Here is a 15004-nt window from a genome sequence, read left to right on the forward strand (position 1 = left end):
TAGTTTTTATTTGATTTTCTTCAATTGAAACCAGCCTGTCTTATTTTGTTCCTGTTATGGGCAATGCAGTCTTTATCACCTCATCGGAAATAAGGTCGCCTAATCCGGCGCCATAAAAACTGACACTCGATTCATATCCTTCCCCATGTTCATACTGATTGCGACTAAGGATATAACTGATCCATTCATTGGCAAGGCCGCCAATAGCGACTTTATCAGCGCTCCCTTTTTCCAGGGAAGATTTTATTTTCATGCCCAGCACAGCAGTCATTTCGCCCGGAACACCAGCTATGATAAGGTCCCCGATCCTGACAGCCCCTATTCCTACTTCCGTAGGGCACATCATTTCTAAAATAACTTTTACAGTGCCCTCATTTAATCCGTATTCACTGCCCCCGGTTTTCATAAATGACGGATGCGCGACACGCGCAGGTAATTTGATGACCCGGTAACTGTAATCAAACGCCTTGTTGTTTTTTGTTTTTATCCCTTTGAATTCTTCGAAGGCTATTCCGGCTATTTTTTGTCCATAAACTTCAATGTTTTTGTAGGCGTCACCGGGTTCGTTCAGGATGGGCGACTGGTCTCCTTCAGATCCGTTGTAATACATCACGGTTACGCCATTGCCAATCCTGTTTTGTAGTTCAGTCTGGAGGTATCCGGGCCATTCGGCAGAGACCAGCATATCCTTACCGCCGATAAAAGTTGGATGGGCAGTCCAGTTAACCAGCACGGCCAGTGGTTTACCATTTTCCAGGTCTACCCTGGTAACGATCATTTCCTTATCCACTTCCGGGTCTTTCCGCCTGTTGCGGTTAAGGCCATCAATGGTTTTACTAGCCGTCCCGATTTTTACCGGCTGGTAATTCTGGTCAGCAGCGATGACCAGTGCTTCAAGTTTGTTAAGGAGAAAATCAAGCAGTTCTGGCTGGAATATCCCAATCTGGGGACTACCCAGGAGATTTTTGCTGTTCAGGGCGGACATCTCCAGGCTGCCATGTGAATGACTTGGCAAGAGCATCATGTTATCCGCATTCCACCCCAAACTAGAAATCCTTTTCAAGAGGTCTTGCTTAACATTGGCTGGAAGCCCCAACAGGTCAAGGGTTATAATGGCATATTTGCGATTATCTTTTTCCAGGACCAGTGCTTTAGCCCAGATCCTGTCGTGGATAGCTTCGGCAGGTTTATTCATCCGTTCACCGTAACCGCCCAGGGTATACTTCATTTCAATGGGTGGGGTAATATCGACAGATGCTACGCTGGCTTTGAGTTGGGAATTATGTGCATCAGCATGAAATACAAAAAAACAGAGGGCGCCAATAACCAGGAAACAATTTTTCATTTAAAATACTTAATTCAACTTTTGTTAAAAAATAGGCCATCAGGGAACAACCGTAATTGCATAATCCGGTACTCAGGGATGTTCATAAATGGTACTCAGGGTATCCGTGTTACCAGCCATATCCTTTGCGATAATTTCAATCCTGTATAAGGCTTCCTGCTGCGGATGCCGGATATAGAATTCCCAATCATCCGGGAAGTCCATTTGGGTTGCCGGACCGCTATTAATTACCTGTCCATTTTTGTCAAAAAGAGAAACAGCTACTTCCACCACTTTGGTATCATCCACTGCACACACATGGACAACTGTCAGCATTTCTTCTTTCTTCTGTTCTATATTAAAATCAAGTATCCTGGGTGGCTTGCTTGCATCCCTTACAGCAACATGGTAAACATATTGTCCCTTTTTCAGCTGGCTGTTGTAATAATCAAACAGTTGCGGATCGGTCTTCGCTTTCAGTCCATATTCATGCGCGGCCTTAAATTTTGCCCGGTTCATCGCCTGCCGGAGGGTAGGTTTCCAGCCATTTTTAGAAACCGGCGCACGGCAGGCGATCGTTTTCCCATTCCGCTGGCGGTAAACAATGTTACCAACCCTGCCGCTAAGATTTTTCGTTAATGCATTACGATCGGCATTGGCCATTTTGCTGAAATATTTAAAGGTTATAAATCAATATTTTATAGACCTAAACTAGGGTATAACCAGGGTCTAACCAGGGTCAGCCTTCGGTCTACTCCATGTAATGGCCGCTATTTTCCCCCTTGCCGCCCGCTGCATCCAGGGCAGGCAGTCAACGCCATAACTGCCACTGAGAACAGTATTGCGCTTTTTGTTATATGCATAGATTACTTATTCGTCTTTCAGGTTGTATTGTTGCAATACTTCTGCCGGAACCCCTTTCCACTTGTTGGGCGTGTTGCCGACATACCCCAGGTCCTTAATACCGACCTTACTGGTATAGAACCCGGTAGCGACCAGGTTGCGCACCCGGTTAAAGAATTCCTCGCCCTGGTGGAATTCAGGCTTTGTCTTACCCGGATAAGCAATCAATTCGAGCATCTCTACCTGCTGGTCTTTGCTACAGCCGGAAAAGGATTTCCCGTAAAGGGAGAAGCATTGCATATCGAGCCACTTCAATCCGCCGCGCAGGGGAACCTGGTGATCGGGAATATCCTTCACGATGAACTCTATAAAGTCGATCACTTTGGCATCAGAAGCGCTGCCTGAAACCGCATCGGCGGGAATGATCAGGTCGCCCAATATAACCAGGGTGTTTCGTTCATGTTCATTGAAGAAGTTCGGTTGGGCATATAGTTTCTCCAGCCTTTCCTTTTCAAAATCCTGTAACCCGGCGGCATATTCCAGGTTGGTATGGTCCACCTCGCTGGTGTTTTTGGAAGTATCCGTTTTGCAGGCGTCCAGCAGTAAACCTGCACTTAAGGCGGTAACACTCAGGGCTTTTATGGATTGTCTCCTGTTCATGGTCTTAAATATTTTGTTTCTTACGTTGATCGAGAATGTATTCGGCGGTGCGCATGGACAAGGCCAGGATGGTCCAGGTGGCATTTTTATCACCCTGCTGTACGAAAGGTGCGGCATCCACTACAAACAGGTTTTTGCAATCATGGGCCTGGCACCATTTGTTGAGGGCGGATGTTTTGGGATCGTTGCCCATCCGCACGGTACCCACTTCATGGATGATGCGACCTGGCGCTTCCAGTCCATAGTTGGTTTCGGGACCCTGTATGGTAGAGGTGATCACAGCGCCCATCTGGTGCATGATTTCCTGGAAGGTATCGATCATGTGTTTGGCCTGCTTAATTTCCTCGTTGCTCCAGGTATAATTAAAGCGCAATACCGGGATACCGAATTTGTCCACCACATTCGGATCGATCTCGCAAAAGTTTTCCTTCCTGGCGAGGGCCGTACCGCGGCCAGCCATGCCGACCTGGGTACCGTAGAACCGGCGGTAGTCGTCTTTCAGGGAAGCGCCAAATCCGCCGCCGGGCTTCGTTTGTCCGTCGCGGCCGGGCACAGCGCCATTCATTTTGGCGATACCACCGCCAAAACCGTAAGAAGGCATATGCATACCGCCGCCATATTCGATATGGTACCCGCGGGGAAAGTCCAGTTTTTTATTATCCAGCCACCAGGGCGAATAGATGTGTACACTGCCCACGCCGTCTTCGTTATAGCGCTTGCGGTCCATCAGCTGGGGCAGGAAGCCACCGAGGCTGGCGCCGGTGGAATCGTGCAGGTATTTACCGACAACCCCACTGGCATTGGCCAGTCCGCCCGTATGCTGGGCCGTTGCCGAGTTCAGCAGGATCCGTGCCGATTCGCAGGCGCTGGCGCCCAGCACCACCACTTTGGCTTTGAGCTGGTATTCCTGGCCGTCGGTTTTATCCACATAAGAAACGCCTGTAGCCTTGCCTTCCTTATCAGTCAGCACCTGCCTGACCATGGCATTGGTAATCACTTTCAGGTTGCCGGTTTTAATAGCGGGGATCACCAGGCAGGAGGAGGCGGAGAAATCGCCATAGACCTTACAGCTGCGACCGCATTGGCCGCAATAGAAACAGGCGCCGCGGTCTTTGTTACCCGGTAATTCCTCGGTCAATACAGATCCCCTGCCGGCGATCACTTTAACGCCTGCTTTTGCAGCGCCATTCTTTATAAAGATTTCATTGAGGCGGGGTTTGGGTGGGGCCAGGAAGATGCCGTCGGGATCATTTTCCAGTCCTTCGTTGGTGCCATAGACGCCGATCATGCGGTCGACTTTATCGTAGAAAGGCTTCAGCTCTTCGTAAGTAATAGGCCAGGGATCGGAGAGTCCGTCGGTTGGCTGGAAATCCAGCGGGCCCATCCGCAGGGAAATCCTGCCCCAGTGGTTGGTTTTACCGCCCAGCATGCGGGAGCGGAACCACTGGAATTCCGTTTTGTCTTTGGTGGTATACGGTTCGCCTTCAATCTGCCAGCCACCGTAGGCGGCATCAAAATCGCCGAAAGCCCGCGTGGTACCGGCCCCGCGGCGTGGCGATTCATAAGGCCATTTTAATTGCTGTGATTGTTTGACAGGATCAAAAAAGGGTCCTGCTTCGAGCATTAACACTTTGATACCGGCATTGGCCAGCACATAGCCGGCCATACCGCCGCCTGCGCCAGACCCAACAATGAGCACATCGTACTGCTCTGCGGATTCCTTGATTTGGACATCTCCCATATGGCAAGTTTAAGTTTTAGTATGATTGTAGAGAAGATCCTGACTTGTGGATACTAGGTTAAACTAAAGAAAAAAAATTCATTTCGGCCATTAATACCCCGCCTGTCTTTTCAACCAGCAATACAAAACCGGGTTTTTTCCATCCAGGCTTGTTTTATACAGCTTCCAGGTGTTGTTATCCATTCGCTCAAGATGGAACTGGTTTTCAGGCTTTGCCAGTTCTTTCCTGACCCAACGCGGGAAAGCATTGGCCGCACGGGCGTCTTCCCAGGTGCGGACAGCCTTGAATATCTCATATTTCTGCGGACAGCTTTCAACAGCATCCTGGCTGAGTTCCAGCAGGTAGGTGGCCCCTACCCCAACCGAAATGGCCTGCACATGCTCGAAATCGGCCACCGTTGAACCGGCGGTCAAGCCGAAGTTATTGCCAAAGGTTGCGGGAAAATAATTGGCATAGGCCACATCCCGGATGTCTTTGCCCTCACTGGTTGAACTACCCCAAACCCGCTTCCGGATATCATACATATTGTTGCCCCCGCCCACGTTCCACACGCTCTGGTAATGCCAGGACCCTTCAGAGAGCGTAGCGCCGGACACCCGCAGGTAAGGAATCTGGAGCGCTGCTGCCCGTTCAAACATCTTGCGGAAAAACCGCTTCACCGAATAATAACCATGCCCGCTGTTGAATAAAAATTCCTGGCCGTCGAGGTCCATAAACCGTAATCCGTTGATATGGCAAACATCGGCGTAGTATTCAGCAATCTTGTCCTGCAGGTAGATATCGGGAATGAGGCCGTCATACCCATAATTAATAGTCACCTGCATTTTGAAGACGGCATCGCCAGCAGCATGGGTGGCCGGAATGGTTCCCCAGTAGCCCCTTTGGATCCGCAGCAGCCGGTAAGGCGGGGTATTGCTCACGCCCATGTAATGAATCAGCTCCCGGCCAATCTTAATCATGTTGAGGCTTTCACTGTGCCCTTCCCAGCTGGCTATTTCGTTTAAATAAGCAGGATCATCAATTTCAATGAGGGTGTCGGCGGGACTAATGTCTTTAACCAGTACCCGCTTTAGCTGGTAGCACAAACTATCATTCGGCAAAGGGCTTGCATCCAGGGTGCCTTGCGCCAGGGAGGTGGTGATGGTATGGCGGCCTACCAATATGCCTTTAGGGTTAGACAGGTCGGTGAACGCTTTATGCGAGAGCTTGCCCGAACTGAACGGAATAATTTTTTGTTCAAAATGCTCCCCGTCAATATAGCCCCGGTTCCCCCGGTCCACTTTGAAGAAGGGCAGGTCTTCGGTTTCAATAGCTTTAAAACCGAGTTGTGACACATAGGAAATAGTGCTGTCATAACGCCCGCCGCGGGCACTTACATCGGGGATATAACGGGCGGGGTCCTTAATCCACTTGCCATTGATGGTGAGATAAGGCAGGTGCTCGGACAAAACGATGTTCCGGATCACATCCAGCAGGGCCGTACTATCGGGACTTCCCCAAAGGGCGATAGATGAACCCATAAAATCAATTCCCGGCAAAGCCTGTACGTTTTGGTGATTGGGTTTATTTGTAGCCAAGAAGGGAATCAGGGAAAAAGAAATTTGTTGCGGGATGCTGCGGTTGCGCGCGTGGTAGGTCAGGAATATCTCGCCATCCTTGTCTACAAAAGCCGCATTGCCATAGAGGATCCGGTAGTAAGGCTCGGGGTGCGCATAAAAGGCCACATCATTAATGCCATCACCACCAATAGGAAAGGCCTGGCCTTCCTGCAAATTTGCAGGAAGCGGGTATTGCTGTTTATCCGGACTATGGATGATGTACTGGAAAGGTGCGGCATCCCCTTCGAGGTCGGCCGTTCCACCAATGGTGATGTCGTTAAGGGCCAGCATGCCAATCGCATAATTAACGGCTTCACTGGTATCCCGGGCCACCCCGATCACTTCGCCGAAAAGATTGGCAATATTGGTATGGTAAGCACCCCATTGGATATTATCGACACCGTTCCGCGGACTGAGTGCCAGCAGGGTCAGTTTCAGGTATTTGCTGTGGGGATCCAGTTTCACGGAAGCCACAGAGCCGTTGGGAAAGTAGAGTGTAAAAGTATGTTTGGCTTTGTTGTAGGCAGCTTTGCCCGGCAGGTAATATTGTTTCTTTTTACTGTCGTACAAAGAAAGCAAGGGCGATGGTTTATTAGCCGGGCTAAATTCCCGATGGGGATTTACCGTGATGTTTTGCATACTGGTAATCCAGCCGCTGGCATTAATGCGGATACTGAAATAATCGGTCCGGAAATCAACCTGGGCCAATAACCCGTTTGAACAAAGGGAAAGGAAGATTCCCAGCATTACAGTCCTTGCAACTTTGATACGCATATAATTTGACACCCTGTTTTTTATTGTTTCAATTTCTGCGGGGTAATGTACATCGGTGATTTTTCCTGCAGTTCCAGGGTAAATTCATTCCTGTTTAACACCAGTTCCCGTACAAATTCCAGCCTGCCGGCACTCACCCGGTACAGGAAAATAGTTTTTGCCGATGCCCAGTCCGCGGGCCTTTGCAATAGTTTTGTCCCGCGCTGCTGCGAATACACTATGTATCCATGGTCATTGCGCCAAACGGCAGGGAAATACATAAAGGATTTGTTGCGCAACACAAAATCACCCCGCTTTACTGTGCTATCTGCAAGTGAAACATTGACATTACCAGAAAACAAGGCCACCCGGTTATTGCCGGTATTATTCACACCCAACCTTTGTAAGGTATTCAGGAAGAAATACTGCAGGGAGTTTTCGTAAAATTCGTCAGCAAAATAAGAGGTCCAGTTTTCTTCAGTGATTTTGATCTTATTGGTGGGGTTACGCGGGAAAACTGTTTCACCGTGCATGCTTGTGCCAAACAGGAATTTCAGGTTTTTGTCCCCGTTTAAATCGGGGTTAAAATTTGAGCCGGTAACGAAACTTGCAGGATAGGTTAAATAATCATCCTGGGAGTGGCCATTAAAATGATAAAAATGCGGGCAGAGGCCATACAAATACCTGGATAAATCATTGCGCTCAGTGGAAATATCAATTCCTTTTGACAAACAGTATTCCCCGATCTTCCACATATAACTGATTTCTTCTTCCGGGGAAATATGGTGTCCCTTACTACCCCTGGCTATCCATGCATCAATGTGTATAGTGCCTGCCTCCTGCAATGGCGGCAGGAGTTCTAACAGCTTGTCGAGCCGCTTTTGAAAAAAGCCAGTTTCCCATTCCCTTTTAGCCAGGATATGATAGGAAGGGTGGTTATTCCATACGCCCGTCTGCACCAGGGTGCCATCTTCATTTTTCGCCAGCAGGTCATTTTTCACATATTCATCCCACAAAGGGCTGTTGTCATACGCATCCGTTATGTTGATGTGCAGGCTTATGGTGGTATGGTATTTCTTTGCCTCACGCATCAACCAGAGCAGGCTTTCCCTGGCTGTTTTATCCTGCTTTCTTTTGAGCGCTTCATTCACTTCAAAAAATGCGGGATATTTATCATCATGGCCATTATACTGCCAGCCAACCAGGTAAATTATTTTGGGCACACCAAGGGTCAGGTTATCCATGGCCCTGATATAATTGAGGGTTTGTTCAAAAGTTATATACACACGAGGTTTACCGGCACTATCAACTGCGCAGTTGAACATTTTCATTACCAAAGCCTGTGCGTAATTATGGTGCCATTTACCGGAAAAGTTTTTTTGTATGGGGTCCTGGGCGTAGGTAGCAGGAAAAGCCAGCACCAGGAGCAGCACCAGGCCAAATGACAGGCATCTATTCATTGCACTAAGGATTAGAAAGATTCGATCGGCGTTTTTAATAAAGTATACAGCAAACGAATATATTGCCTGCAAGCGGGACAGATGCTGCCAAAATTCAAAATAACCAATTGTTTTTTAACCATGCGGGGGAAGGGTGCTGACTCGTCCTCAAATAACAATACATAAAAGTATAAGACCTGTATTCTTGAAGGCCGGTCCCGGGGTTGTGATATCCGAACAGATTTTAAATAGCATAACAACGTGTAAAATTTGGCAAAAACTAATAATATATGAATGAAGGCAACCCCCATTTTAGGGGTTCGTGCATCTGATTAACCCTTTCATACTATTTGTTAAGGTTATTTTTATAAATCACTCCATCTTTCATGATCAACAACAAATTTTTATCATAGTCCTCCATTATATTTAAATTCATAAGGGGATTACCATCTACCAGTAAAATATCTGCATAAGCACCTTCTTCTATAACACCCAGTTTATTGGGATAAGGATTACGTGGTCCGCTCATGGCAAGTAATTTCGCATTGGTTGAAGTGGCCATTTTTAATATTTCGAAAGTCGTGTACCATCGCAATAATTTTGTAAGATCACCAGCCCTGGCAGCTGAATGGTCTGGCTGAAATAAGCAGTCAGTTCCAAATGCAGTATTAATATTGTACTTTTTTGCAAACTGGTAAGCGCTATCAGTACCCCTCATCATAGTTTGCTGTTTGATACGGTTCGGTGAACCTTCAGCAAAAGAGCTTTTACCTTCATCTATAAAAGGCTGCAGGCTTAACCATGCTTTTTTATCTGCCAGCATTTTTGCAGTGGCATCATCAATCAGCTGGGCATGATCTATGCAACGCACACCTGCACGCAATGCAGTTTGAATAGCCCTTGGTGTGTATGCATGTACGGCGACATAGGTGCCCCAATTTTCAGCAGCATCAACCGCGGCCTTCATTTCTGCTTCTGTAAACTGAGATACATCCAGCGGATCGTAATTGGAAGAAACGCCACCACCTGCTGCAAGTTTTATCTGTGTTGCACCAAGACGAAGTTGTTCCCTTACCCGTTTCAATACCTCATCGGCACCATCAGCCACAATTCCAAAATTATTACGCTCAGAAAAATCAAGGTTTGCTGCTATGTCTCTTGGAACATCATTAGGAGAAAGAAAATCACCATGTCCAGCAGTTTGGGAAATCATGGCGCCAGAAGGGTAAATTCTTGGACCTATAATTACCCCCCTGTCTATGGCTTTTTGTAAACCAAATGCAGGGCCTGCAAGATCTCTGAAAGTAGTAAAGCCCTGCATGAGGTCTTTCTCTGCTGATTTAACTGCGCATACAGTTATATATTCAATGTCGCTATTCATCAGTTCCATGATGTTCAAAGATTCCATCATGATATGTGTATGGGCATCAATCAGGCCGGGCATAAGGAATTTCCCCTTGCCATCGATTATTTTTGTTGCCCCGCTTTTATTTGTTGGAATGGGGGAGGTTGAAATTTTGCTAATGAGATTATTTACGATAAGTACATTGCCATTAATGGTTTTTTCATCCTTACCATTAAAAATCTGAACGTTATTTATGAGAATTGTTTTTTGAGCCATTGCAAAAAATGCACTCAGCAAAATTGCAAATGTAAATAGTGGCCTTTTCATATATGCACTAATTTATTCAGGTAGTTAAAACAGCAATACCGTAATATAATTAATTGTTCGCAGTTTCGTTTTAGCAGGACCGCCAATCGAGCCGCACAGGGGAATTTCTCCCCTACATTCTCACAGAACCTTTCTTGAAAGTTTCCCTTCACAACACTATTCTTGTTTCAAAAATCATAAAATAATGCTTTCTATGGATGAACAAACCACATTCCGATTTTACCCTTGTAAATATGACCATCCCAGAATCAATAAGGATACCCAAAAATCAAACCGGGCATTGCTGAAGTTTGTATGAAAAGTTTAATCCAGGTCATAAAGGATAGTAATAAAATATCAGAGAGATATTTTCACCTGTTTAAATTCACTTTTCTCCCGAATGCACCACCGGGAGTGATTACAATTGGAGCAGTGATAGTTAAACTATGAGCCGTCAGATTTGAGATGTAACTCATTCCAGGTTGACCATTCAATATAATTCCAAAAGAAGCAATTAAAATTGTGTTGTCTGAAGCCAGGCTATAACTTAAAGTATCCAAAACTGCTCCTTCTTTAGTATAAAGAAAGCCATCCGATCTAAAATCAAAATAGTCGCCCGCTTGTCCAGAATAGCTTACCTGATGATTATTTATACCAACACCAATAAAAGTTGAGTCATTTACAATATTCCACTTTCCAGGGATAGCAGATTTAATGTCATTAGCAGGCAGTGAATTTTTCTGACAGCAAATCAGGAAAAAGACAATGAAAGTTGTTGCTCCAAATGATAATATTGATTTCATATTATTTTATCAAATATGGCTATTGACAACAAATAAGTCCACAACGTTGTACGGTGCAAAAACAGCGGGTCCTGGCTACCTGTGCTATGCGGTGCTGTACAGATAATATTACAACTTCCAACCCCACTTATAGCAAAACTTTAGGTGGCGGCTGCCTTACTTTTAGACGGTTGTCGTATCAATCATATTTTTGGGGTTCAACTGGTTCCAACATTTGCTCATCACCAGCCTGACGTTTAAGTTGAGGATATAAAATTATACCAATTATAAATCCGCTTAAAAGTCCACCAATGTGTGCCGCATTGTCAATCCCAGCACCAGCGAATCCCATAAGTAAATTATAACCGATGAAAATTAATGTGCTTACCAGGAATGCCTTGCTGAAATCTTTTGGAAATACATTTGTCAGCAGTAATGAAAGAAAAACACCGTAAAGACCGAAGATTGCACCCGAGGCGCCAATACTTACTGCCGGTTCGTGAAAATACAGACTTGATAGACTTGCAAGAATTCCTGTTGTAAGGTAAATTATTGCAAACCTGGTTTTTCCCAATCGCGGCTCAAGGAAAATACCAACAAATATAAGTCCGTACATATTTGCAAGCAAGTGCATAAGCCCGCCATGCAAGAATGTGTTCGTGAGCAGTCGCCACCATTCCCCATTTGTTGTTACTGGTCTGAAATTTGCACCCCAGGCTAAAAGATCAGCTGGTTTAAATGAAATAAGGCCAAGCCCCGAAAAAACCATGATGATAAAAATCAAAATGTTCAAATCCATGATAATGGGAGAAATGTAAAATCCTTCCCTTGGAAGAAAAAAAGACAATGCTTCCTTCATATCTGTTTCTTCCGAACTTATTCCGCTTTGGAATTTACCTAATGCTACTTCGTCAAACTTTGGAATGAGCACCATGATTAACCAAATCAATGCCCCAATGCCAAATGCTCCAAAAATCCAGGCAAACTTATTTTCATTTCTTGCGTCAAATGGCTCATTAACAGGTATTAAAACAGTCGTTGAATTATTTTTATATTTCTTATCCTTTTTAATTGCAGAAATAAACCCTTTATGGTCGTCAGTGTTTCCAATCCTGTCAAAGTAAACTAATTTATATACATCTTTTTTGTCAAAATCCGATTGACTTTCAATTGCAAATTTTTGAAATCGTTCTTCTTTTTCTTTGTTGTCAAGGCGGTTGCTAATTTGCTCGTGATACTTTACACCATACCATGCAAGGCAATTTATGGATGAGGTATCAGCAGATGAATTAAGAATGGGCATTGCAATGAACAGGTTCATGTTGAAGTACTGATTGTTTTTACCACTAACATCAAAACTACTTTCAACACCAATATTGTTTTTATCGATGTAAAAATCCTTTATTGTGTAATACTTTGTTGCGGCCTGCTTTTCGATTTGGCTAATATTATCAAGCTTTGAAAGTATCCCGGATGCTGTTTCAAGATAGAATTGTGCAATAATAGTTGGAATAGCAATTGCAATACCTGCAATTAAAATATAAAGAAAAGGCAGGTCGCCCTTTTTTCGTTTTAAGTTTAAAAGTTTAATTCGTGGTCGCAACCAGATTAAAATTGGTATCCATGGAAGTATAAATGGTATCCAAATGTTAACTATATCCTCGTTAGGAGAGATTACCTGAAGCTTTTTAAAAACAAGCCAGTTCAGTAAGGTGTAACCTGCGATTACACCAATTGCAATAATCAAAAATGGCTTATAAATTAATCTTAGTTTATTTGTCAGTCCGGTCATTGTATGTGGTTAAAAATAAAATGATGTCATCAAAGGGTTTTCGACTAAGGCCGAGCATTGCTAATGTTCAGCCCGGCTGAATTCTGTCCGCCGAACAGGAAGCTAGGGTATGCACTGCCGAAAATTGCACGTCCATCCAGTCTCAATTTAACAAAACCTGCTATCAGCCGCGGTTATTTTGGTTAATGTGAAAACTGAATTTGATATATTTAAGCCCATAATTTTCCTGTAACATAAATATTTTCTGTAATTCAGTCATGAATTTCCATTTGTCGTGATGTTTATATATGGACTGGTTGCTTAGTAATTAACCGAACCGTATTTTCTCTAGGCTCCAAATTGTCTCAGATGATGGTCACAATGTTTATAAATAAATTGCCCTAACTGCTCTTTGGTCATTTCTCCGAAAAACCAATGTGTAAATATTTCATTGTCGAAATTTTCGTATCCCTCAATTAATTGACTCCAGGCAGCCCTCTCTTTTTCAAAATCCAATTTGTCCTCATTCACCTCAAATTCAGGCGATGTTGGAGCGTTCTTTTTAAGAGCGCTTGTCTCATCTTTCAAAATAGCTTTAATAACTTTCTTTCCAATTAATCTTCCAAGAATAGAGCGTTTCACTTTTAGTTTGCCATAATAGTATTCTTCACATTTTGCACAATGTTTAACCATTTGTGTCACAGTCATTTTCCCCCAATTGGCTGTAGAATTATTACTTAATGAATTAATTCTATAAATCACTTCTTCTCTTGTATTTTTATCAAATATTGATTTCATAACCCGAGTTTTTATTTAATTTAGTAAAAACAACAAATGTTCTTTCTTCAATCTTCTGTCGTTTGATAATTACTGCTCACATCCTGCTATCCGACCGAACTTTTGATCCGCTTGTTGGTTGCAGTTAAGGTGATTTACCTTAGAAGTCAGCTTCGTACCCATGGCCACGTGTACCATAAAAAGTCAACCAATTACCGGCAGAATAAAGGATATGAATTTTACTTTCTAAACTATCTTCATCAGTATCTGGAGGAATACGCTGCTCTCTTAAGTACAATAAGTTATTATTAGAGGCGATTTTTTCAGCAATTGATAAAATTTGTTGGCCATAGATAAATGTCTCATCTGCCAATTTCGTCTCCCATGCCGATTCATATAAATCTTCACCAATTAACTCCCGACAATCATTCAAAAATTGGGCCCTGAATACATTTCTATCTTGTCCCATAGAAATGTACATAGGAACACCATCTTCCTCCTCTGCAAGTTCTATTACATAATAACCATCGAACGGCCTTACAAATTCTTCAAAAGAAATAGATTTATCGGATTTATCATACTCATTTTGCAACCAATCATTAGCAGCAAGGTCCCGTCCAACCATCGGAGCCTTTATGGTCTCATAACCAGGAATTTGAATTGAGAACCATTCTTTCAATAAATCATCCTTCGAAGGAGGCTTCTTACCTAATAATCTATCCCAAAAACCTAAATTAACTTTCTCCGTCCTTTGAATTAGATGAAACAATTCTACAAACTTCTGTTCGAAGCCGGGTTTCGCTTTCCCCATAGGTCTCCAGTCTAGTCCCATTTATCTTGATTTTAGAATTTTAGTGCGTCAAATAAATTGCCAGCAACGGCCAAGGCCTGGTTGAATTAAGGTCCCCTATTATTGAAAAAAAGTTTGTTGGTAAAAGGGGTTTTGCTGTTCGAAGTTGCGGAGTCATCAAGCCAGGATATTAGCAAAATCACTTTTGGTTACAACCCAAAAATATAATAATAGTGCAAACTCAAAAAAATCAGTTCAGCACCTAATCAATTCGCCGAAATAAAATATTCGGCTTGCCTTCAGATGAAAGCTTCAGGAAGTTCTCGTCTAATTGCAGAATAGTTGCAGTATCAATTCCCAATGCTAATTGTCCATTCTTTAAAATATTATATACTCCATCCGAATTATTAATTTCACTTCCTCCCTTTTGCTCAGATTTCATCATGCCTCCTTCTTTAAATGTAATTATTAAGCCTTTAGTGACTTGATTAAATACTTTTAAGTCTTCAGTCATTTGAGGAGTTAATGCCCCATCTGTATAATAACTATCAAATCTCCAACGACCAATAATCGCTTTCCTGTTATCCTGATTACTACAAGACGCAAATGAACAGGCTAAAAACAAGATAAAGCATAAATAAAAACAATTAATAACTTTCATAAATCAAGAATTTTAAGGAATTATGATTGAGGCCTAGTGCGGCGTATTGATGAAAGCCGGCCCCGCAGCATTGTCCAGTCTGCATAATATTTAAAGGTGTTTTCCATAAACAATCTGTCCTTAATTGGATATCATCTTTCGCTAGTCCAAGGAGCAACACAATGTTTTACAAGATTAATTGGTGCGTCTTCTGGGACGCCCCAATTTTGATTC

12 protein-coding genes are annotated in these 15004 nt (G+C 43.6%); all 12 read right to left on the reverse strand.

The window, feature by feature from the left end; genetic code table 11:
• Window positions 1–40: 40 nt before the first annotated feature.
• Window positions 41–1345, reverse strand: coding sequence for a neutral/alkaline non-lysosomal ceramidase N-terminal domain-containing protein (locus LAQ65_RS09300; protein WP_224116675.1), 1305 nt, complete (start codon window positions 1343–1345; stop codon window positions 41–43).
• 72 nt (window positions 1346–1417) lie between these two features.
• Entirely contained in the window at window positions 1418–1987 is a 570-nt protein-coding gene (locus tag LAQ65_RS09305) for a hypothetical protein (protein WP_224116676.1), read from the reverse strand.
• Window positions 1988–2194: 207 nt separating this feature from the next.
• Window positions 2195–2827 (reverse strand): gluconate 2-dehydrogenase subunit 3 family protein, encoded by a 633-nt coding sequence (locus LAQ65_RS09310; protein ID WP_224116677.1) that lies wholly within the window; start codon window positions 2825–2827, stop codon window positions 2195–2197.
• Between the two features lie 4 nt (window positions 2828–2831).
• A complete protein-coding gene (locus LAQ65_RS09315) occupies window positions 2832–4568 on the reverse strand; it encodes a GMC family oxidoreductase (RefSeq protein WP_224116678.1) in 1737 nt (578 codons plus the stop codon).
• A gap of 90 nt (window positions 4569–4658) precedes the next feature.
• A complete protein-coding gene (locus tag LAQ65_RS09320; protein ID WP_224116679.1) occupies window positions 4659–6941 on the reverse strand; it encodes a hypothetical protein in 2283 nt (760 codons plus the stop codon).
• A 20-nt stretch (window positions 6942–6961) separates the two neighbouring features.
• Window positions 6962–8380: an endo-alpha-N-acetylgalactosaminidase family protein gene (locus tag LAQ65_RS09325; protein ID WP_224116680.1), complete on the reverse strand. Its 1419-nt coding sequence runs from the start codon at window positions 8378–8380 to the stop codon at window positions 6962–6964.
• Between the two features lie 325 nt (window positions 8381–8705).
• Window positions 8706–10031: a metal-dependent hydrolase family protein gene (locus LAQ65_RS09330; protein WP_224116681.1), complete on the reverse strand. Its 1326-nt coding sequence runs from the start codon at window positions 10029–10031 to the stop codon at window positions 8706–8708.
• Window positions 10032–10381: 350 nt separating this feature from the next.
• Window positions 10382–10813, reverse strand: coding sequence for a hypothetical protein (locus tag LAQ65_RS09335; protein WP_224116682.1), 432 nt, complete (start codon window positions 10811–10813; stop codon window positions 10382–10384).
• A gap of 178 nt (window positions 10814–10991) precedes the next feature.
• Window positions 10992–12584, reverse strand: a complete 1593-nt coding sequence (locus LAQ65_RS09340; protein ID WP_224116683.1) for a rhomboid family intramembrane serine protease — start codon at window positions 12582–12584, stop codon at window positions 10992–10994.
• 327 nt (window positions 12585–12911) lie between these two features.
• Window positions 12912–13361 carry a DinB family protein gene (locus LAQ65_RS09345; RefSeq protein ID WP_224116684.1) on the reverse strand — a complete coding sequence of 150 codons (450 nt, stop codon included), beginning with the start codon at window positions 13359–13361 and terminating at the stop codon, window positions 12912–12914.
• 139 nt (window positions 13362–13500) lie between these two features.
• Window positions 13501–14172, reverse strand: coding sequence for a hypothetical protein (locus LAQ65_RS09350; protein ID WP_224116685.1), 672 nt, complete (start codon window positions 14170–14172; stop codon window positions 13501–13503).
• A 220-nt stretch (window positions 14173–14392) separates the two neighbouring features.
• A complete protein-coding gene (locus tag LAQ65_RS09355; protein WP_224116686.1) occupies window positions 14393–14791 on the reverse strand; it encodes a hypothetical protein in 399 nt (132 codons plus the stop codon).
• Window positions 14792–15004: the final 213 nt, after the last annotated feature.

Origin of the sequence: Flavihumibacter profundi, from assembly GCF_020076305.1 — a bacterium.
Taxonomy (GTDB): Bacteria; Bacteroidota; Bacteroidia; order Chitinophagales; family Chitinophagaceae; genus Flavihumibacter; species Flavihumibacter profundi.